We start from the raw sequence: 20,090 nt of genomic DNA, 5'->3' as shown, positions 1-20,090 counted from the left end.
GGAAGCGTTTTGCTATTTTCCCACGTTCAAAAGCCTAAGCAATGTATCGCTCAAGAGATCTGGATGACTGATCATTGCATCGTGAGGAGCGTCGATCTCCAGGCATTCCGAACGATCGTCCGCTCTTACGCGGTCGATCGATTTCAGAAGCAAGGCACCTGGCGCCTGCGAGCATCGTAGATAAGTTTTGCGGACTGCTGATGGCTCATCGGACAGCATCACACGTTCGAAATAGCTTTCGACAGGATGGGGCGTCAATTCCGCATCCGCATCCACACAATGCTGATCTTGCTCTTTAACCCCGAAGGCGGCAGACGAGAGCGGTGGAATGTGCCAGTTGGGATCAGCATTCGCCTTCTCCCTGTATTTTTCGCGTATCGACGGTGCATGATCCAGCAACATCTCCCCGTCAAAAGGCAAAAATGCATCGAGTAAGAAAAGGTGCTGTATCGAGGACCCTAGTCGGTGCGCCGCGGCAGTCGCAGGAAATCCACCATAGCTGTGACCACCAGAACAATGTCCGCGGTTCTGCTCGTTTTAACACAGTGTACGATGTCCTCGATATGAGTAGACAGGTTCACCTCGCGTGATAGCAGATCAGATCGTTCGCCCAATCCTGTTAGGGTAGGGGCTGAAACACTGTGTCCGACCTTTTCGAGTAGCGGAAAAACCCGGTCCCAGAACAAGCCGCCGTGCCAAGCTCCATGAACCAAAACTATATCCACTATGCCCCGCGCTCCTTCTTCTGCATGGCCGCGTCGTGAGGTTGCGTTCTAGTCTTGCATTTCGCGTTTTCCGTCATGCAAGCCGCAGCGGTTTGTTGCAATTCGGATGTGGCGGTATGTCGGCGGCGGACAGTAGCATCGTCTGGGAGTTTCATCATCGCGGGATGTCCATCAACCCAGTCGCGACCTACCTCCATTCTCGATTGTACATTCGGTATAACCAGAGAGTCTCCGGCGAAGGCGTGAGAATAAGCCTGCGCCTGGACGCGTACGCTGTCGGTGGACTCTCATTTCGGCTGTGAGGGCATGAAGTTTGCAACAAGCGCATGCCGCTCGCCGGGGTAGATAAAGCGAACATGCGTTATGTAGGCGCCATTGCTTGATGTCCGCCGCTCCACTGTAAGGCATGCAGTTCCAATCGCAACGCCCAAAGCCAATGCAATGCCTTCGTCAGCGGAAACTGCCCGTATCGTATGCTCGGCCGCGCTCCAGGGAACCCTGTTCAGCAGCCATTGACCGGGCGCTTCCTGTTCAAATGTCTCGGCTGCAACATCAGGGACCGCGGCCAGGTTGATGAGACGGTGCTCGACGCAAAATGGTCTGTGACCGGCAAAATGCGTACATTGAATATCGAGCACAGGTGCTGCAACCTCAAGGCCAAGGCGCCGCCGGTCCTCGGCTGAACTCCGACGCCTGGTCCGTGTCGCCAGTTTGTAACGATAGGGTAAACCGAGCGACTCGACTTCAAGCTTGATGTCGCGGATCTCCAGCACCGCTGATTGCGCCTGTGGATGTGTGACGTAGCTGCCTGACTTGCGCCGACGTTCGATCAACCCGGTTTTTGCCAGCTGCGTCAAAGCCTTGTTCACAGTCATGCGTGAGCACTTATATTGCTCGGCCAGATCAATTTCGAACGGAATGCGAAAACCGGGTGGCCATTCTCCGGATAAAATGCGTTGCTCTATATCGCCGAGGATACGCTGATGCAGCGACATGTCGCCGGCGCTCTCGGCAAGCGCTACATCAACGACCGCATCATCATCCTGCATTTTCACCACATGACCACCTCTACGAATCGCTTCAGTCTTTAGACATTATTCAGCAACTTTTGTCGGTAAAAAATGTAGTGCCTGAAGTTGAGCGGCTCACGCAAGAAGCTCATGCATCACACTGCGGAACCGGGCTGATATCTCGTCGCGCTTGTGATGCCTGCCGCCTTCGACCTGTTTGCGGCCCGCTACCCAGACGCTGTCAGGCTTCGTGCCATTGGCAAACAGCCAGGAATCCAGAGCCGCATCGTCGGTGAGATCGCCGTCCGGTGCGCGCAGGCTGACAAAATCGGCAGGTTTACCGGCGGCGATACCGGTTTCGATCGCCATGGAAATCGAACCGCCCTCGATCGCACCGTCAAACAGCGCACGTCCTGTCGACTGACCGGGTGCCGCCATAACGTTGCGGGAGCGATGCTCCAGGCGCTGCGAATATTCCAGCTGACGCAACTCGTCACGCAAAGCGATCAGAACGTTGGAATCCGAACCGATGCCGAACTTGCCACCTGCTTCGCCAAACACCACCGCGTTGAACGTGCCATCACCAAGATTGGCTTCGGTGATCGGGCAGAGGCCGGCGATCGCTTTACTTTCAGCCATGCGCTGGGTTTCATTGTCGGTCATATGGGTTGCATGGATCAGGCACCAGCGGCCATCAAGACTGGCATTTTCGAGCAGCCATTCAACTGGGCGCGCGCCGGACCAGGCGATGCAATCCTCGACTTCCTTGACCTGTTCGGCCACGTGAATATGGATAGGCCCGTCTTTGGTCATTGCAACGACCGCAGCAAGCTCGTCCGGTGTGACTGCTCGCAGACTGTGCGGAGCAACGCCGACACGGCCATCCGGCAGAGTTTTTACCGCAGAACGGCAGCCATCAAGCAGCCGCTCGAAGCTCTCGACAGTGTTGATAAACCGGCGCTGGCCTTCATTGGGTGCCGCACCGCCGAAAGTCGAGTGGGCATAGAAAACCGGAAGCAGCGTCAGACCGATCCCCGTATGGGACGCTGCTGCCGCAATCCGCTGAGACATTTCAGAAATGTCGGCGTAAGGGCGGCCATCAATATCGTGGTGCAGATAATGGAATTCGCCAACACGCGAAAAACCTGCTTCCAGCATTTCCATATAGAGCTGGCTGGCAACGGCTTCGGCATGATCCGGCGTCATCGATAGCGCAAAACGGTACATCACATTGCGCCAGCTCCAGAAGCTGTCAGCACCGGGACCCCGGGTTTCGGCAAGGCCTGCCATGCCGCGCTGAAATGCGTGGCTATGCAGGTTTGGCATGCCCGGCACGAGGATATCATGGCGCTCGTCACCCGGCTGCGCCGCAATGCTCGCCTCGACGGAAACGATGCAGCCATCCTCAATCTTCAGCCGCACATTCTTCTGCCATCCCGCTGGCGTCAGAGCCGATTTCACATGAATGCTGGTCATGACCTCATCCCTTCCTGACTGCTTCTCTTAAAAAAACACTTGCGCTCATTTTCTTTATGTCTATACATAATGGCACGAAAAGGAAAGGCCAGAAAACGATGTCTTCCATAAATTCGGCACCGAACAGCCAGCCATCAAGCGACTGTGATTGCCTGTGGCGAAACGCCCGGCTTGCAACGCTAAACCCTTCTTTGCCGGGGCTTGGCCTCATCGAAAACGGTGTCATTGCCGTTCGGGACGGTTGCATTCTCTATGTCGGCGCTGAAGAATATCTGCCTTTCCCGATTGATAACGCTGCGGAAATTATCGATTGCGGCGGACGCTGGATCACACCTGGTCTGATCGATTGCCACACGCATCTGGTCCATGCCGGGAATCGTGCCAACGAGTTTGAAATGCGCCTTGCCGGTGCTACCTATGAAGAGGTTGCCCGCGCGGGAGGCGGCATCGTCTCTTCCGTCCGCTCACTGCGCGAAGCCAGCGAAGACGAACTGGTAGCGCAGACGCTGCCACGGCTGGATGCGCTGATCGCTGAGGGTGTGACCACTGTAGAAGTCAAATCCGGCTATGGGCTTGACCTTGAAAACGAAGCCAAGGCCTTGCGCGCCGCGCGACGATTGAGTGAAGAGCGCGACGTTACCGTCCGCACGACCTTCCTCGGCGCTCACGCTTTGCCGCCTGAATTCAGGGATAACAAGGCAGGTTACATCGAAAAAGTCATCAACGAGATGATGCCCGCCATAGCGGCGGAAGGCCTGGCCGATGCGGTTGACGGTTTCTGTGAAGGTATTGCTTTTTCGACTGATGAGATGCGGCTGGTGTTTGAGGCTGCAATGGCCCACAGTCTGCCGGTCAAGCTGCATGCCGACCAGCTTTCCAATCTGCATGGCGCAGCGCTTGCGGCAGAATATGGCGCACTGTCGGCGGATCACCTGGAATATACCGATGAAGCAGGCGCAGAGGCGATGGCAAGGAGCGGTACAGTTGCCGTCATTCTGCCTGGTGCTTTCTATTTCATTCGCGAAACGATGAAGCCGCCGGTCGATCTGTTCCGCAAGGCGGGCGTTGCCATGGCAATTGCCACCGACAGCAATCCTGGCACCTCACCGCTGACCTCGCTGCTGCTGACCATGAACATGGCGGCGACCCTGTTCGGCATGACGGTGAACGAATGTATTGCCGGCGTGACGCGGGAAGCGGCGCGTGCATTGGGTCTGGTCGATGAAGTGGGGACGCTGGAGGCCGGAAAACGGGCCGACTTCGCCATCTGGAATATCGGGCGACCGGCAGAACTCGTCTACCGCATGGGCTTTAACCCGCTGCATGCGCGCATACGCAACGGACACTGAATTTGAGGCACACGGTCTAGATCCCGTGTATTGGTGAGGACTTCAAAATGACGCTAATTCTTCAGCCGGGCTCTGTCCCGCTTTCGACCCTTGAAACAATTTACTGGACCGGAGAGCCGGCCCGGCTTGATCCCTCGTTCGACAAGAGCATCGAAAAGGCCGCGGCCCGTATCGCCGAGATCGCCGCCGGAAACGCGCCCGTCTATGGCATCAATACCGGCTTCGGCAAACTGGCGAGCATCAAGATTGACGCCGCCGATGTGGCCATCCTTCAGCGTAACCTTATCCTCTCGCACTGCTGTGGCGTGGGCCAGCCCCTTGCCGAGAACATCGTTCGCCTGATCATGGCGCTGAAGCTTGTTTCGCTCGGTCGTGGCGCATCGGGCACGCGGCTCGAACTCATCCGGCTGATTGAAAGCATGCTCGAAAAGGGTGTCATCCCGGTTATCCCTGAAAAAGGTTCCGTTGGTGCTTCGGGCGACCTCGCGCCACTGGCTCATATGGCAGCGGTGATGATGGGCGAAGGTGAAGCCTTCTTCAACGGCGAACAGCTTGACGGACGTACAGCCCTTGAACGCGCGGGCCTCAAGCCGGTCGTGCTGGCAGCCAAGGAAGGCCTCGCACTGATCAACGGTACGCAGGTCTCCACAGCTCTCGCATTGGCTGGCCTGTTCCGCGCTCATCGTGCTGCACAATCGGCGCTTGTTACCGGTGCGCTTTCGACGGATGCCGCCATGGGTTCTTCGGCGCCGTTCCATCCCGATATTCACACTCTGCGCGGCCATAAGGGTCAGATCGATGCGGCATCGGCGCTCCGCGGCCTGCTCAAGGGATCGGTAATCCGCGATAGCCATATCGAAGGCGACGAGCGGGTTCAGGACCCTTATTGCATCCGCTGCCAGCCGCAGGTTGACGGCGCATGCCTCGATCTCCTGCGCTCTGTGGCCCGTACACTCGAAATCGAAGCCAATGCGGTGACAGACAATCCGCTGGTTTTGTCTGATAACTCGGTGGTTTCCGGCGGCAACTTCCATGCCGAGCCTGTGGCTTTTGCGGCGGACCAGATCGCGCTTGCCATCTGCGAAATCGGTGCCATTGCTCAGCGGCGCATCGCGTTGCTGGTCGATCCGGCGCTCTCCTACGGCCTGCCGGCATTCCTTGCCAAAACACCAGGCCTCAACTCCGGTCTCATGATCGCCGAAGTGACATCGGCAGCGCTGATGTCGGAAAACAAGCAGATGTCGCATCCGGCCTCGGTTGACTCTACCCCGACCTCGGCCAACCAGGAAGACCACGTTTCCATGGCCTGCCACGGTGCGCGTCGTCTGCTGCAGATGACCGACAACCTGTTTGCGATCATCGGCATCGAGGCGCTGACTGCTGCCCAGGGCATCGATTTCCGCAGCCCCCTCGCCACCAGCCCGGAACTGACTAATGCCATCGCAGCGATCCGTAAGGTCGTACCGACACTGGACGTCGACCGCTACATGGCAACCGACCTCAAAGCAGCAAGCGAGCTTGTTGCGACCGGTGCTCTGAACGCTGCGGTTTCCGGCGGTATTCTTCCGGTTCTGGAGGCGTGAGGTGAGCGTCTTTGAAGTCAGACGGGGTAGTTCCCCCGTTATTCTTGGCTTTCCCCACACCGGTACGGATGTTCCGCCCGCGATATGGGAGCGGCTGAACGACAACGGACGGGTTCTCGCCGACACCGACTGGCATATCCATCATCTCTACGATGGCCTGTTGCCGGATGTGACGACGGTGCGCGCCACATTCCATCGCTATGTCATCGATGCCAATCGTGACCCCGCCGGGAACAGTCTCTATCCCGGTCAGAATACGACCGGGCTTGTGCCTGATACGGATTTCGATGGCGTCGCAATCTGGAAGGATGGCGAGGAGCCGACCGAAACGGACATCGCATCCCGCCTGGCCGGGTTCCATGCGCCTTATCACGCAGCACTTGCTGCCGAGATCGAGCGGGTGAAGGCAATCCACGGCGTTGCGGTGCTCTATGATTGCCATTCGATCCGGTCGGGCATCCCGTTCCTGTTCGAAGGCACATTGCCCGATTTCAACATTGGCACAGATTCGGGCAAAACCTGCGACCTCACAATTCAGGATGCAACTATCGATGTCGTTTCGAATGCACAGGGATATACCAGCATTCTGAACGGCCGCTTCAAGGGCGGCTGGACGACGCGGCATTATGGTCAGCCCGAAACCAGAGTTCATGCAATCCAGATGGAACTGGCGCAAGCCACCCATCTGATCACTGAGACACCGCCCTTCGCGTACGACGAAAGCAAGGCGGAACAGCTTCGCATTCACCTCAAAGACATTCTCACGCGCATCGAAACAGCAGCGCTGACATTGGCAAATACGAAAAAGGGAACAAAATGACCAATCCTCGTCACAATATCCGCGACGTCCGCGCCGCTCGCGGGACAGAACTGACCGCAAAATCCTGGATGACCGAAGCACCGCTTCGGATGCTGATGAACAATCTCGATCCGGAGGTCGCAGAAAACCCGCATGAGCTGGTGGTCTACGGCGGCATTGGCCGCGCTGCCCGCACATGGGCGGATTTCGACAAGATCGTCGACACGCTGCGCGACCTCAACGAAGACGAAACCTTGATGGTGCAGTCCGGCAAGCCTGTCGGCGTGTTCCGCACCCACAAGGATGCACCACGCGTGCTGATCGCCAATTCCAACCTCGTGCCACACTGGGCAACCTGGGACCATTTCAACGAACTGGATAAGAAGGGTCTGGCAATGTATGGCCAGATGACCGCCGGTTCGTGGATCTATATCGGCAGCCAGGGCATCGTGCAGGGCACCTACGAAACCTTCGTCGAGGCCGGTCGTCAGCACTATAACGGCGATCTCACAGGCAAATGGGTTCTGACCGGCGGCCTTGGCGGCATGGGCGGCGCCCAGCCACTTGCCGCCGTGATGGCCGGTGCCTGCTGCCTTGCCATTGAATGCAATCCCGATTCGATCGATTTCCGTCTGCGCACCCGCTACATCGACGAAAAGGCCGAAACGCTCGATGAAGCGCTGGCGATGATCGACCGCTGGACTAAGGCTGGTGAAGCCAAATCCGTTGGTCTGCTGGGCAATGCTGCAGAAATCCTTCCCGAAATGGTTCGCCGTGGTATTCGCCCCGATATGGTCACCGACCAGACCTCGGCGCACGACCCGATCAACGGCTACCTGCCAAAGGGCTGGACAATGGCCGAGTGGAAAGAAAAGCGCGTAAGCGATCCGAAAGCTGTCGAAAAGGCTGCCCGCGCCTCGATGCGCGAACATGTCGAGGCGATGATCGCGTTCCAGGACATGGGCATCCCCACCTTCGATTATGGCAACAACATCCGCCAAGTCGCCAAGGAAGAAGGTCTCGAAAACGCCTTTGCATTCCCTGGCTTCGTGCCAGCCTATATCCGTCCGCTGTTTTGCCGTGGCATCGGTCCATTCCGCTGGGCGGCGCTGTCTGGCGATCCGGAAGATATCCGCAAGACAGATGCCAAGGTGAAGGAACTGACACCGGGCAACAAGCATCTTCACAACTGGCTTGACATGGCTGCGGAACGCATTGCGTTTCAGGGTCTTCCGGCACGCATTTGCTGGGTCGGTCTCGGCGATCGTCACCGCCTCGGCCTGGCATTCAACGAAATGGTCAGGAGTGGTGAGCTCTCTGCTCCGGTCGTCATCGGTCGTGACCATCTCGATAGCGGGTCTGTCGCCTCGCCGAACCGCGAAACCGAGGCGATGAAGGACGGCTCTGATGCCGTGTCCGACTGGCCATTGCTAAATGCGCTACTCAACACAGCATCCGGCGCAACATGGGTTTCGTTGCATCACGGCGGCGGTGTCGGCATGGGCTTCAGTCAGCATTCCGGTGTTGTCATCTGCGCCGATGGCACGGATGATGCAGCGCGCCGTCTCGACCGCGTTCTCTGGAACGACCCAGCAACCGGCGTCATGCGCCATGCCGATGCGGGCTATGATATCGCGCTCGATTGCGCGAAGGAAAAGGGCCTGCGTCTGCCGGGCATTCTCGGTAAGTAAACAAAAACCCGGGCTTCGAGCTATGGTTTGAAGCCCGGCCGACCGTGTCAAAACATTTGGGCCGCTACCATGAAGATACTGCGCAACAATGACCATCGACGCATGCCATGGAAGAATGGTGGCGGTGAGACAACAGAGATCGCAGTTTTTCCACCGGATGCCGATCTGTCTGAATTTGGCTGGCGCGTCAGCATGGCAACGGTCGCAAGCGACGGGCCTTTCTCTGTATTTTCCGGGATAGATCGCACCCTGTCGATCCTTGAAGGCGAGGGGATGGAACTCGATATTGCCGGGCGCCAGCCTGTCGTGTTAACCCGGGCATCGGAGCCACTGGCCTTTCCCGCCGATGCTGCAACATCCGCTCGCCTTGTAGCGGGCACCATCACCGATCTCAACATCATGACCCGGCGCGGACAATGGACGCATAAGGTGGAGCGGCGGACATTCGAGGGCCAGCATGACCTTTATGCCGATGGTGGTGTCACGCTGCTTCTCGTTCTCGGCCATCTGCGGATCGGCCATGGAGATCATGCAGAGGAACTTGACGCGCTCGATTGCGCCATACTGGACGGCACCATGACGATCACCTCCGATATGCCGGTGGATTCCTTCCTGATCCGCATCACCCCGGTCTGAGCGCGAGACGCCGGAGTCTGCCTGGTTCTGTATGAACCTCACAGACTCCGGATTTGTGGCTGCGTTTCCCGGTTATTCCTGACCTGTGCCTCAAGACCCAGAATGAGGGTTTCGAGCAAAAAGTCATATCCATCATCGAGAGGGGCGGCTTCGCCATTTTGCCAGCGCATGACGAATGCCCGGTTGTACATCTGCGGCAGGTGCTGCGTAACAAGCGGAAATTCCTTCCGGTCGAGGTCTTCCAGCCCCTTGTCAAAGGCTGTAATCCACTCCGAGCCCGGAACTGCACTGTCTGCGGCGAGCTCGATGGTGACGTAACCTTCAAGCGCGCCGACTATAGCGTTGAACGCGTTGATCAGACCCTGTCCGTCAAAACCTGCTTTGGTCAGTGCGTGCAGGATGACCTCAACCCACGGAGCGTTTGGTGCTCCATTGGAGCGGATATGCGGTCCCAATAGAGGTGCTGCCCGTGGGTGCTCATGAATGCGCGCGCGAAAGCGCCTGAACAGTATCCTGATCGTTTCACGCCAGTCGTCCGAAATTTCGTCCGGCATGACCAGAGTTGCGATCAGTGAGCCGGAAATTTCAGCGAAAAGATCCGCCTTCGCGCCACCGACATGCCAATATAGAGCGGTTGGATAAACCTGCAGGCGGCGCGCAAGCGCACGCACTGAAAATCCTGTCAGACCCTCATCATCGATGAGGGCAATGGCTTCCTCGACGATACGCTCGCGGGTGAGCCCGATGGCCGCAGCGCGGCCAAGGGGACGTTTTTTCAAGATAGAATCCTTCTTCGACACTGTCATCCGTTGTGACTATGTGAGTGCGAGGAGCAGTTCGAGTTCCTGAGCAAATCTGTCATTGTCTTTTGCCGTTCCAATACTGACTCTCAGGAAGTTGGTGTAATTCGCCTCCATCCAGGGTTTGACGATGATTCCCTTCTGAAGCAAGGCTTTCGCCACGGTTGCGGCATCTTTTCCCAGATCGAGAAACAGGAAATTGGTCTGGGATGGAACGACGCGAACGCCCATTTTACGCAAGCGTTCTGTGAGAATGACCCTATCGGCCTTGATTCTTGCAGTGACATTTTGCATCCACTCTTCATCCTGCAAGGCAGCAGTCGCCGCCGCCTGTGCAACGGAGTTGACGTTAAATGGCGTGAGTGTCGAGCGCATGGCGCGGGCAATGCCGGCATCCGAGGCAACACCATACCCCACACGCAGACCGGCCAGACCATAGGCCTTGGAGAAGGTGCGCAGCACGACCCAGGAAAGGCCCGTGCGGTTTTGCAGCACCTTCAGACCATCGGGATAGTCGGAATCGATGAGTTCGAAGTAAGCCTCGTCCAGAACGAAAAGGGTTCCGGGCAACGTTGCGTCTAGAAGTCGTTCAAGTTCTGGCAGTGCAAGGGCTACACCGACAGGATTGGAGGGAGAAGAGATAAAGACGATCTTCGGTCGCCGGGCAAGCTGCTCTTCCAGAGCGTCGATATTGAATTCAAGCTTATCCGTCATAGGCACTTTTACGACCCGTGCACCCGCTGCCATCGGCTCTATCTCATGAAGCCCGAAGCTGGGGGATACGGTCAGGACGACATCACCCTTTTGCAGATAGGCTCGGGAGAGTGCTGCGATCAGTTCCTCGGACCCGTTGCCGCAGGTGATCCGCTCAATACCGACGCCCAGCTTATCTGACAGGGCATGGCGCAATGTCGATGCGGCTGAATCACTGTAGCGGGAAGGGTCTACGCCACTAAGCGCTGCCGTGACGGCAGGTGAAACACCGTATGGATTCTCATTGCTTGCAAGTGCTGCAACATCCTGCCGCCCGCTGACCCGCCTGGCGACAGATGCCGTTATTCCGGCATTGTATGCAGGAAGTGCCGCGACTTCCGGGCGGGACTTGAGGGCATTTTCCTCGATTAGTGACATGTCTGGACCTTCCACAAGATGACGTTCCGGTTGTTCATTCCGATGCACTCCCATGCCAAGCAGGAGTTTTGCCTGCCACAACATCTGGTTTCGCCATTCAAGCGGTCGCCCCTGCCGGGTACCGGGGAAAATTGCGAAGTCAGAAATACATCATTGACAGAATAATAGGTATATACATAATATCAATTGGCCAGTGAACAAAAAAATCATTCTGGGAAAAGGAAAGTGATTTTTTTGAGAAAGACCATTTCGCGAATAAGGGCGCGCGAAGTGATGCATCAGTGCCCTCACAACAATAGGGAGCGCCATAATGGGCATTTCAACATTCGTGAAAACTGCGGCAATCTGCCTTGCCGGGGTCGCCATCGGTTTTTCATCCGCGCATGCCGACCAACTCGCCGACATCAAGGCGAGCGGTAAAATCCATTTCGCAACCGAAATGCTTTACCCACCTTTCGATATGCTTGTGAATGGCAAGTACGAAGGCTTCTGCCGCGATCTGGCGGATCTCGTAACTTCAGAACTGGGTGTTAAGCCTGAATACCAGGACCTTCCATGGACGGCTGTGCTTCCAGGCCTGGAAGCTGGCAAATTCGACATGACGAATGCTCCGGTCACGATCACGCATGAGCGTATGGAGCGCTATACCTTTACTCTTCCGATTTCCGACGCGACCGTTGGGCTGGTCAAGCGCACTGGCGATGATACGATCAAAAAGCCTGAAGACATCACAGGCAAGACGATTGCTGCGCAGAAGGGCTCGGCAGAACTTGGCGAGTTGAAGGCGTTTGCAGCCAAGCTCAAAGATGTGACGGTCAAGGAATATGCCTCTACCGAAGATGCCTATGCCGATCTCGCCGCAGGGCGGATTGATGCTGTTGCCAACGGCGCGCCGCTTGGTGCTTACGCCGCCTCCAAGCGTCCAGAACTTTTCTCAACCGTCAGCCCACCGTTCGGTGAAAAATCCTACTACGCCTGGGCAGCACGCAAGGGAGAAAAGAGCGCCACTCTGGTCACGGAAATCAACGCCATTCTGATCAAGCTGCAGGACGACGGACGACTTGGCGAGATTCAAAAGAAGTGGTTCGGACAGGTCATCGAGCTGCCGAAGACTTTTCCGGACGTCAAGTAATAGAGACTTCGTCACGGGCAGCTTTATAGCTGCCCGTCAGTCGGGAGGCGACAATGTTCTCATTTCAGGTCATCATCGACAATCTACCCCAGTTGCTCTGGGCTGCGCGGCTGACACTTCTGGTTTCAGTCCTTGGAGTGGCCATCGGGCTTGTTCTTGGCGCTGTGCTCTGTGCGGCCAGAATATCGCCGATCCGTAGTATCCGTACGGCGAGCGCTATCTACACGAGCTTCTTCCGCGGCGTACCGCTGCTCGTTCAGCTTCTTCTATTCTACTATATGCTCCCGGTAATCGGTTTAAACGTTCCAGCGATGGTGGCTGCCGTCGGCACAGTCGGTTTATGTTCGTCAGCCTATGTCGCAGAATACCTGCGTGGTGCGATCAACGCGATTCCGCCGGGACAGCGCGAAGCGGCGGTCACGCTCGGGTTTGCGCCAACGCGGATCTGGACACGGATCATTCTACCGCAGGCGTTTAGGATTTCCCTCCCAGCACTCATCAATGAACTGATCTTGCTGGTGAAAGCCTCGTCCCTGGTTTCGCTTGTCGGCATCACAGAGTTGACCCGAACGAGCCAGGCCTTGTCTTCCGCAACCTATCGTCCGCTTGAAATCTTCAGTTCGGCCGCTGCGGTCTATCTCTTTATCAATCTCTCCCTCGCGCTACTTGGGCGTTTTCTTGAAAAAAGGAGCGCGATCTGATGGATATCAACCTCTTCATTGAATACGGTCCGGCGCTCTTGTCTGGTTTCGGAATGACGATCCTGTGTTGGGCAATAGGCACAGTCGGCGGCGCAGTTGTAGGGTTCACGATCGCCATCATACAACGCTACTCGAACGGCTTTGTTCGGGCACTCTTGCAGACCTATATCGAGGTTATTCGAGGTACACCGTTTCTCGTACAGCTCTTTTTGCTATATTATGGTGGTCCCCATTTGGGCTTGCGGCTGGGAAGTCTTGAAGCAGGTCTCGTTGGCCTGATCATCTATGGAAGCCCATATTTCGCAGAAATATTCCGTGCCGGTTTTCAGTCGGTCCCTCATGGACAGATCGAGGCCGCCAGGGCGATGAGTTTTTCGGAAGCAAGCATCATTCGCCGCATCATGATCCCGATCCTGCTAGTTTCGACACTACCGGCTTTGACCAACTTTGCGATTATCCTCACAAAGGAAACCGTCATCCTGTCGGTCGTTACCGTGCCGGAACTCCTGTACCAGGTGCAGACCATGTCAGCAGAGACTTTCGCTTTCGTTGAAGCGAACCTCGCACTGGCGCTCTTTTTCTGGATTTTCGTTGAGGCCATATCGCGTTTCGGGCGGATGCTCGAAAACCGTGTCACCCATTATCTGATTAAGTGAGAACCCTTATGTCCATGTCTTCTGCTAACCTTTTGAAGGTCTCAAAAAGCTTCGGCACCTTTAGGGCGCTGCATGAAGTCTCGCTTCATGTTCCGCCCGGCAAGGTGACCTGCCTTATCGGTCCATCCGGATCGGGCAAATCCACGTTGCTCCGCTGTATCAATTTTCTGGAGCAATATGACTCCGGTGAAGTGCGTATCGATGGCGAACTGATAGGCTATGACAGCCCCGGTGGTCCTAAAATGTCCACTGCGAGACTGCGCGAAATGCGCCGCAAGATCGGAATGGTCTTCCAGCAATTCAATCTGTGGCCCCACATGACGGCGCTGCAGAATGTTGCGGAACCGCTTGTGCAAGTGCGTGGCCTGTCCGCTCGCGAGGCGAAGGAAAAGGCCATGGAGGCCCTGACCAAGGTCGGTCTCTCAGACAAAGGTGAGAACTATCCGAGCCGCCTGTCGGGCGGACAGCAGCAGCGGGTGGCAATCGCACGCGCCATTGCAATCCAGCCTCGGCTGATGCTGTTTGATGAGCCTACATCCGCGCTTGACCCTGAACTCATCGGTGAAGTTCTGCAGGTGATGAAGACACTTGCAGCGGAAGGTATGACCATGGTTGTCGTCACCCATGAAATGGGTTTCGCCTCGCATGTCGCCGATCAGGTGGCCTTCATGGTCTCAGGAAAAATGGTTGCCACCGGAAGTCCGTCCGAGATTTTCAGAAACCCTTCGGACCCTCGTCTGGAAGCGTTCCTTCACAGCTATCATGAACGTAATGACATCTGAACGCGGTTCGAAGTCACCGCAACGGCAGATTTCGTGAAGACATAGACAAGAAAGACAAATCAGAATGACAACATCAACACTGCCATTTTCGCCGCTCCGCCGTGTCGGCAATACGGTGTATCTGTCGGGAGAGCTTGGCTTTGACGCGTCAGGCCAGATCGGCGGCGATATTGTCCAGCAAACAGAGACCACCCTGAACCGGATAGAAACCACGCTTGCCAACATTGGCCTTTCGCGCCGGGATATCGTTTCTTGCGCCTGCTATCTGGTTCACAAACATGATTTTGCAGGCTTCAACCAGGCATACCGGACATTTTTCGCAGAAGGTGAACTACCGACAAGAACCACGATCGTCACTGATCTGGTGCTTGATGCACTGATCGAAATTACGGTTATCGCCCAGGCGCAGGAATTGTGATCGCACATGACTGACTTTATCGTTCTCGGCGCGGGCATGGTTGGCGTGACGACCGCGTTGGCTTTGCAGGAATGCGGGCATCACGTCACTGTAGTGGACCGTAATCCCTCAGCCTGTGAGGCCAGTTACGGGAACGCAGGAATTATCCAGGTTGAAGCCACAGAACCCTACGGCTTTCCACGCGATCCCTTGGGCCTGATCCGTCTGGCCTTCGGGCTGGATAACTCCGTAAACTACCAGTTGGCTGCTCTTCCCGCTGCTGCCAGCTCGCTGGCAGGGTATTTTCTGAACTCGGCACCTCGTCGGCATCGGGAGATTTCATCTGTCTACCGCACCATCATCGAACCCTCCGGCATAACCCACGATCAACTCATCCAGGCGTCCGGAGCCGAGGCGCTCATCAGACGAACAGGATACATCCAGATGCATCGGGGTGCGTCAGCGTTCGACAAGGACGCACGGAACGCAGAGCGTTTAACGAGCGAGTATGGAATACAGACCACAATCCTCGACAACGCAGACTTGCGGAAAGAAGAACCCGTGCTGCAACGGGATTTCGCCGGAGCTATTCATTGGCGTGCAAGCCGCAGTTGCGTCGACCCTGCGGCGTTGGTGCGGGCTTATGCCGATCTCTTTCAGAGCCGGGGCGGTAGCCTCGTACAGGGAGATGCCACAACGCTCGTCTCATCGGGGGCAGGCTGGCAGGTGACGTTGAACGATGGCGGTATGGCGAGCGGCGAGCAGGTTGTGGTAGCTCTCGGAAGCTGGTCGCCAAACTTGTTGCGCCGCTTCGGGCATGTCTTCCCGATGATATACAAGCGCGGTTATCACCGTCATTATGATGCTCCTTCTCTCCCCACCCGTCCGCTTTTCGATGTGGCAGCGGCGGTTCTGTATTGCCCCATGAGGCAGGGCCTGCGGCTGACAACGGGTGCGGAAATTGCGCGTTTTCCGAATGCACCCAAAACCTCGAAGCAACTGGAACGGGGTGAGAAGTCGGCACGTGAAGTGCTGGATCTGGGAAGCCCGGTCGAACATGAACCCTGGGCGGGCTGGAGACCCTGCATGCCTGACATGTTGCCCGTCATTGGCAAGTTGCATGGCACAGACGGCATCTGGTGCAACTTTGGCCATGGTCATCACGGCTTTACACTAGGGCCGTCCACGGCACAGGTCTTGGTGGGCGAGATATCTGGTAAGCCTTCAAACGCGCTGTCTTCAAGATTTTCTCCGGCGCGCTTCCAGTAAGCGCGTCTCTCACCGCGTTTGAAATTCCTGCCAGTTTTAGAAGTGACTATGAAGAAGCCGCATGATGCGTGTGGATTACGACGCCCCTGGGGGCATGTCCCGTTATCTTACCGGTAATGACCGGGCGCTGCTGTGCTCGCTGCCGCGCATCTGAAGGGCTTTCCATGTCTCGTAAATCAAATCTCATGACACGTATACTGGTTGCCGCCTCGCTTGTCGTTGTGGCGGCTTTTGCCGGTTTCTCTAGCTACATTGATAGTCTGCAATACAGCGCAACAACGCAAGCAGTGGAGAGCAATATCCAGTCCTCTGGCAAGCAAGCTGCCCACAGCATCGCCAACTGGCTGAACGGCCGCGTCATTCTCACAGAATTTGTGGCTGCGGCCATTGCCAAGGCACCCGATCAGGCCGCCATGGAGGCCGCGCTGTTCAATGACAGGCTTCTGAAGGAATTCAGATCGACTGCTTTCGGCGATGAAAATGGCCGCTTTACCAACTGGCCCGAAACCCCGATGCCCGACGGCTATGACCCGCGCAAGCGTCCATGGTACCAGACCACGGCAAAAGCCGACACGACCGTGCTGACGGAGCCCTATATCGATGCCGCGACCGGCGATCTGGTTGTCAGCGTTGCCGTTCCTGTCAAGCGTGATGGCAAGCTGGCTGGCATGGCCGCAACAGATGTTACTCTGACCACACTGATTGAAATCATCAACTCTATCAATCTTGGTGATGGGAGCTTTGCTTTTCTCGTCAACAAAGGTGGCCAGATCCTGATCCATCCCGATGCGGCACTTGCAAACAAACCCATGAGCAGCATGCTGCCATTTGACGAACCTATTGTGTCGCAAGATGTGATCTTTACCGAAATGGCAGGCAAACGTGCGCTGGTAAGTTTTGTGCCAGTCAGCGGACTGCCGAGCGTCGAATGGTATATCGGCTTTGTTGTTGATGCCGACAAGGCCTATGCGTCTATCAACGAGTTCCGCGTTGCCGCGACACTTGCGACCGTGCTGGCCGTGGCAGCAATGATTGCCTTCCTGACGTTTCTTCTTGGTCGTCTGGTCATCAATCCAGTCACCCAGATGACTGCTGCGATGGAAAAGCTGGCTCGGGGCAAGCTCGATGTCGCCATTCCAGGTGAAAAGCGTTCCGATCAGATTGGCTCGATGGCCGCAGCAGTGGCGGTTTTCCGTACCAATGCACAGGAACGTATGCGGCTTGAGGGTGCTGCAGAACATACCCGTTCGCTCTCCGAGCAGGAACGCCACGAGCGCGAGGCAGCCGCCGCCCGTGATGCGGCCACTACGCAACAGGCAGTCGATGCTCTGGCCGAAGGGTTGGCCCAGCTCTCGCAGGGAAATTTGCGACACCGCATTGTCACACCTTTTGTTCCTCATCTCGACCGTCTTCGCAGCGACTTTAACGACTCCATTGCGAATCTCAACAGCACGCTGTTGGCGGTAGGCGAAAATGCCACAGCCATCGATTCCGGGGCCAATGAAATCCGCAATGCGGCCGACGATCTGGCTCACCGCACGGAACAGCAGGCTGCATCGGTCGAAGAAACCGCCGCCGCCCTTGAACAGATAACCATAACTGTGCGCGATTCCGCACAGCGCGCCGAGGAAGTGGGCAAGTTGGTGAGCCGGGCCAGATGCAATGCCGAAAATTCGGGCAACGTTGTACGCCAAGCGGTGAATGCAATGGAAGGGATCGAGAAATCCTCAAGTGAGATCGAAAACATCATCGGTGTGATCGACGATATCGCCTTCCAGACCAACCTTCTGGCGCTTAATGCTGGTGTGGAGGCGGCCCGTGCCGGTGAAGCAGGCAAGGGTTTCGCTGTGGTGGCGCAGGAAGTGCGTGAACTTGCCCAGCGTTCCGCGAATGCGGCTCGCGAGATCAAGACGTTGATAACCTCTTCTGGTGCCCAGGTTCAGTCCGGCGTGGCGCTTGTCGGCCAGACCGGGCGTGCGTTGGAGACAATCGTAGCCGAGGTGCAGGAAATCAACGCCCATGTCAGCGCCATTGTTACGTCCACCCGCGAGCAATCGACAGGCCTGACCGAGATCAACACTGCGATCAATACGATGGATCAGAATACACAACAGAACGCGGCTATGGTGGAAGAGCAGACTGCTGCCAGCCATGGCTTAGCAACAGAAGCAAGTGCGCTCAAAGCATTGCTCGACCAGTTTCTTTTAGAAACTACGGCGGTTGCGGAAAAGACATGGGGTCGTGCTGCCTGAATGTCTCAGGTCTGGCCAAAAAAAGGGCGCGTCTCGAGAGGGAGCGCTTTCGTTTAAATCGCGAGAAGGGTAGCTGGCATTCCCCCGTCTCCATCCACTCAACTTTGGAGGATAAGTCATGAAGTTTGGATCACCCCGGGAGGTTCATCCAGGGGAGGCGCGGGTCGCGATGACGCCGGACAGCGCTGTCCAGATGCAAAAGCTCGGCTACCATTGCTTGATCGAGACTGGTGCTGGCAGAGCAGCGGGCTTTTCGGATGATGCCTATCGTGCAGCGGGTGTCACCGTTGTCGATGACGCCAAGGCGCTGTTTTCGGCGGCTGATGTTATTGCCAAGGTGCGGCCACCGGAAACCTCGGAAGTCGGGCATCTGTCTGCCGGCAAGACGCTGATCTCCTTCTTCTATCCCGCGCAGAACAAGGACCTGCTTGAACAGGCCAAGGGAACCGGCGCCAATGTCATCGCCATGGACATGGTGCCGCGCATCAGCCGCGCCCAGAAAATGGATGCACTGTCGTCGATGGCCAATATCGCCGGTTACCGCGCCGTTATCGAGGCGGGCAACAATTTCGGTCGCTTCTTTACCGGCCAGGTGACGGCTGCGGGCAAAGTGCCGCCGGCCAAGGTTCTGGTGATCGGTGCCGGCGTAGCCGGCCTTGCCGCCATCGGCACGGCAACCTCGCTTGGCGCAATCACCTATGCGTTCGACGTTCGCCCGGAAGTGGCCGAGCAGATCGAATCGATGGGTGCACAATTCGTCTATCTCGAGTTTGAGGCAAGCCAGGACGGCGCTGCCGCCGGTGGATATGCGGCTCCCTCGTCGCCGGAGTTCCGCGAAAAGCAGCTGGCGAAGTTCCGCGAGCTGGCGCCCGAAATCGACATCGTCATCACCACGGCGCTTATCCCAGGTCGTGATGCGCCGAAGCTGTGGCTCGCCGATATGGTTGCCGCGATGAAGCCGGGTTCGGTCGTGATCGACCTTGCCGCCGAGCGCGGCGGCAATTGCGACCTGACGGTTGCCGATCAGAAGATCGTGTCGGAAAATGGCGTGACCGTCGTCGGCTATACCGACTTCCAGAGCCGCATGGCCGCTCAGGCCTCGACGCTGTATTCGACAAATATCCGCCATATGATGACCGACCTGACACCGGCCAAGGACGGTGCGATCGTGCACAACATGGAAGACGACGTCATCCGTGGTGCAACGGTCGCCTATCAGGGCGAGATCACCTTCCCGCCGCCACCGCCGAAGATCCAGGCGATCGCAGCTGCCAAGCCGAAGGAAAAGGTGAAGGAGCCAACACCGGAAGAAAAACGCGCCAAGGAAATTGCCGCGTTCAAGGCGCAAACCCGCAACCAGGCCGGCCTGCTGGTCGTGTCCACGGCGCTGCTGCTGGTCGTCGGTGCCTATGCGCCGGAAAGCTTCATGAGCCATTTGATCGTCTTCGTCCTTTCCTGCTTCATCGGCTTCTCGGTGATCTGGAATGTCAGCCATTCGCTGCATACCCCGCTGATGGCGGTGACGAATGCCATTTCCGGCATCGTCATCCTGGGCGCGCTTTTGCAGATCGGCTCCAGCAACTGGCTGGTGGTGATTCTGGCGTCTCTGTCCGTGCTGATCGCGACGATCAACATCGTCGGCGGCTTCCTCGTAACACGGCGCATGCTCGCCATGTTCCAGAAGTCGTGATCGGGGAAGGG

The 20,090-nt window shown here is 56.9% G+C and carries 19 protein-coding genes; 13 read left to right on the top strand and 6 right to left on the bottom strand.

Features of this window, described 5'->3' with window-relative positions:
* Nucleotides 1-12 precede the first annotated feature (12 nt).
* The 4 genes from ACZ5FM_RS27275 to ACZ5FM_RS27260 form a co-directional block, all read right to left on the bottom strand.
* Complete coding sequence (locus tag ACZ5FM_RS27275) at nt 13-402, bottom strand: hypothetical protein (RefSeq protein WP_464041572.1); 390 nt, start codon at nt 400-402, stop codon at nt 13-15.
* Between the two features lie 56 nt (nt 403-458).
* Nucleotides 459-725 (bottom strand): alpha/beta fold hydrolase, encoded by a 267-nt coding sequence (locus tag ACZ5FM_RS27270; protein ID WP_464041571.1) that lies wholly within the window; start codon nt 723-725, stop codon nt 459-461.
* Nucleotides 726-1,012: 287 nt separating this feature from the next.
* On the bottom strand, nt 1,013-1,774 hold the full coding sequence (gene hutC, locus ACZ5FM_RS27265) for a histidine utilization repressor (RefSeq protein WP_464041699.1): 762 nt from the start codon (nt 1,772-1,774) through the stop codon (nt 1,013-1,015).
* Between the two features lie 96 nt (nt 1,775-1,870).
* Complete coding sequence (locus tag ACZ5FM_RS27260) at nt 1,871-3,211, bottom strand: formimidoylglutamate deiminase (RefSeq protein WP_464041570.1); 1,341 nt, start codon at nt 3,209-3,211, stop codon at nt 1,871-1,873.
* A gap of 98 nt (nt 3,212-3,309) precedes the next feature.
* On the opposite strand from ACZ5FM_RS27260, the gene hutI reads away from it, so the two are divergent.
* The 5 genes from hutI to ACZ5FM_RS27235 all read left to right on the top strand — a co-directional run bounded on the left by hutI (nt 3,310) and on the right by ACZ5FM_RS27235 (nt 9,269).
* Nucleotides 3,310-4,560, top strand: coding sequence for an imidazolonepropionase (hutI, locus tag ACZ5FM_RS27255; protein ID WP_464041569.1), 1,251 nt, complete (start codon nt 3,310-3,312; stop codon nt 4,558-4,560).
* Between the two features lie 47 nt (nt 4,561-4,607).
* Nucleotides 4,608-6,143, top strand: a complete 1,536-nt coding sequence (gene hutH / locus ACZ5FM_RS27250; protein WP_464041568.1) for a histidine ammonia-lyase — start codon at nt 4,608-4,610, stop codon at nt 6,141-6,143.
* Between the two features lies 1 nt (nt 6,144).
* Nucleotides 6,145-6,963 (top strand): N-formylglutamate deformylase, encoded by an 819-nt coding sequence (gene hutG, locus ACZ5FM_RS27245; RefSeq protein WP_464041567.1) that lies wholly within the window; start codon nt 6,145-6,147, stop codon nt 6,961-6,963.
* A complete protein-coding gene (gene hutU / locus ACZ5FM_RS27240; RefSeq protein WP_464041566.1) occupies nt 6,960-8,633 on the top strand; it encodes a urocanate hydratase in 1,674 nt (557 codons plus the stop codon). The genes hutG and hutU overlap by 4 nt, the downstream gene beginning before the upstream one ends.
* Before the next feature lie 69 nt (nt 8,634-8,702).
* Nucleotides 8,703-9,269: a HutD/Ves family protein gene (locus ACZ5FM_RS27235; RefSeq protein WP_464041565.1), complete on the top strand. Its 567-nt coding sequence runs from the start codon at nt 8,703-8,705 to the stop codon at nt 9,267-9,269.
* Nucleotides 9,270-9,307: 38 nt separating this feature from the next.
* Here ACZ5FM_RS27235 and ACZ5FM_RS27230 read toward each other — a convergent pair whose 3' ends face one another.
* Together ACZ5FM_RS27230 and hisC are read right to left on the bottom strand one after the other, a co-directional pair.
* Nucleotides 9,308-10,048 (bottom strand): TetR/AcrR family transcriptional regulator C-terminal domain-containing protein, encoded by a 741-nt coding sequence (locus ACZ5FM_RS27230; protein WP_464041564.1) that lies wholly within the window; start codon nt 10,046-10,048, stop codon nt 9,308-9,310.
* A gap of 36 nt (nt 10,049-10,084) precedes the next feature.
* Nucleotides 10,085-11,200 (bottom strand): histidinol-phosphate transaminase, encoded by a 1,116-nt coding sequence (gene hisC / locus ACZ5FM_RS27225; protein ID WP_464041563.1) that lies wholly within the window; start codon nt 11,198-11,200, stop codon nt 10,085-10,087.
* A 310-nt stretch (nt 11,201-11,510) separates the two neighbouring features.
* Between hisC and ACZ5FM_RS27220 the strand changes: the two genes are divergently transcribed.
* From ACZ5FM_RS27220 to ACZ5FM_RS27185, 8 genes are all read left to right on the top strand, one after another.
* Complete coding sequence (locus tag ACZ5FM_RS27220; RefSeq protein WP_112403151.1) at nt 11,511-12,332, top strand: transporter substrate-binding domain-containing protein; 822 nt, start codon at nt 11,511-11,513, stop codon at nt 12,330-12,332.
* A gap of 53 nt (nt 12,333-12,385) precedes the next feature.
* Complete coding sequence (locus ACZ5FM_RS27215; protein ID WP_464041562.1) at nt 12,386-13,033, top strand: amino acid ABC transporter permease; 648 nt, start codon at nt 12,386-12,388, stop codon at nt 13,031-13,033.
* Nucleotides 13,033-13,689, top strand: coding sequence for an amino acid ABC transporter permease (locus tag ACZ5FM_RS27210; protein ID WP_112403147.1), 657 nt, complete (start codon nt 13,033-13,035; stop codon nt 13,687-13,689). The genes ACZ5FM_RS27215 and ACZ5FM_RS27210 overlap by 1 nt, the downstream gene beginning before the upstream one ends.
* An 8-nt stretch (nt 13,690-13,697) precedes the next feature.
* Nucleotides 13,698-14,471, top strand: coding sequence for an amino acid ABC transporter ATP-binding protein (locus ACZ5FM_RS27205; RefSeq protein WP_112403145.1), 774 nt, complete (start codon nt 13,698-13,700; stop codon nt 14,469-14,471).
* 64 nt (nt 14,472-14,535) lie between these two features.
* Nucleotides 14,536-14,889: a RidA family protein gene (locus tag ACZ5FM_RS27200; RefSeq protein WP_112403143.1), complete on the top strand. Its 354-nt coding sequence runs from the start codon at nt 14,536-14,538 to the stop codon at nt 14,887-14,889.
* A gap of 6 nt (nt 14,890-14,895) precedes the next feature.
* Nucleotides 14,896-16,137 (top strand): NAD(P)/FAD-dependent oxidoreductase, encoded by a 1,242-nt coding sequence (locus ACZ5FM_RS27195; RefSeq protein ID WP_464041561.1) that lies wholly within the window; start codon nt 14,896-14,898, stop codon nt 16,135-16,137.
* Between the two features lie 164 nt (nt 16,138-16,301).
* Nucleotides 16,302-18,389, top strand: coding sequence for a methyl-accepting chemotaxis protein McpU (gene mcpU, locus ACZ5FM_RS27190; RefSeq protein WP_464041560.1), 2,088 nt, complete (start codon nt 16,302-16,304; stop codon nt 18,387-18,389).
* 118 nt (nt 18,390-18,507) lie between these two features.
* Nucleotides 18,508-20,079, top strand: a complete 1,572-nt coding sequence (locus tag ACZ5FM_RS27185; protein WP_464041559.1) for a Re/Si-specific NAD(P)(+) transhydrogenase subunit alpha — start codon at nt 18,508-18,510, stop codon at nt 20,077-20,079.
* The last annotated feature ends 11 nt before the right edge of the window (nt 20,080-20,090 follow it).

The sequence above is a fragment of the Agrobacterium sp. 5Ca50 genome (assembly GCF_055381905.1).
This window is presented reverse-complemented; position numbering and strand designations above follow the sequence as displayed.

Coding starts and splice junctions, on each gene's coding strand:
- ACZ5FM_RS27275 (WP_464041572.1), bottom strand. CDS start 402: ATGTTGCTGGATCATGCACCGTCGATACGCGAAAAATACAGGGAGAAG.
- hutC (WP_464041699.1), bottom strand. CDS start 1,774: ATGCAGGATGATGATGCGGTCGTTGATGTAGCGCTTGCCGAGAGCGCC.
- ACZ5FM_RS27260 (WP_464041570.1), bottom strand. CDS start 3,211: ATGACCAGCATTCATGTGAAATCGGCTCTGACGCCAGCGGGATGGCAG.
- hutI (WP_464041569.1), top strand. CDS start 3,310: ATGTCTTCCATAAATTCGGCACCGAACAGCCAGCCATCAAGCGACTGT.
- hutH (WP_464041568.1), top strand. CDS start 4,608: ATGACGCTAATTCTTCAGCCGGGCTCTGTCCCGCTTTCGACCCTTGAA.
- hutU (WP_464041566.1), top strand. CDS start 6,960: ATGACCAATCCTCGTCACAATATCCGCGACGTCCGCGCCGCTCGCGGG.
- ACZ5FM_RS27235 (WP_464041565.1), top strand. CDS start 8,703: ATGAAGATACTGCGCAACAATGACCATCGACGCATGCCATGGAAGAAT.
- hisC (WP_464041563.1), bottom strand. CDS start 11,200: ATGTCACTAATCGAGGAAAATGCCCTCAAGTCCCGCCCGGAAGTCGCG.
- ACZ5FM_RS27220 (WP_112403151.1), top strand. CDS start 11,511: ATGGGCATTTCAACATTCGTGAAAACTGCGGCAATCTGCCTTGCCGGG.
- ACZ5FM_RS27215 (WP_464041562.1), top strand. CDS start 12,386: ATGTTCTCATTTCAGGTCATCATCGACAATCTACCCCAGTTGCTCTGG.
- ACZ5FM_RS27210 (WP_112403147.1), top strand. CDS start 13,033: ATGGATATCAACCTCTTCATTGAATACGGTCCGGCGCTCTTGTCTGGT.
- ACZ5FM_RS27205 (WP_112403145.1), top strand. CDS start 13,698: ATGTCCATGTCTTCTGCTAACCTTTTGAAGGTCTCAAAAAGCTTCGGC.
- ACZ5FM_RS27200 (WP_112403143.1), top strand. CDS start 14,536: ATGACAACATCAACACTGCCATTTTCGCCGCTCCGCCGTGTCGGCAAT.
- ACZ5FM_RS27195 (WP_464041561.1), top strand. CDS start 14,896: ATGACTGACTTTATCGTTCTCGGCGCGGGCATGGTTGGCGTGACGACC.
- mcpU (WP_464041560.1), top strand. CDS start 16,302: ATGTCTCGTAAATCAAATCTCATGACACGTATACTGGTTGCCGCCTCG.
- ACZ5FM_RS27185 (WP_464041559.1), top strand. CDS start 18,508: ATGAAGTTTGGATCACCCCGGGAGGTTCATCCAGGGGAGGCGCGGGTC.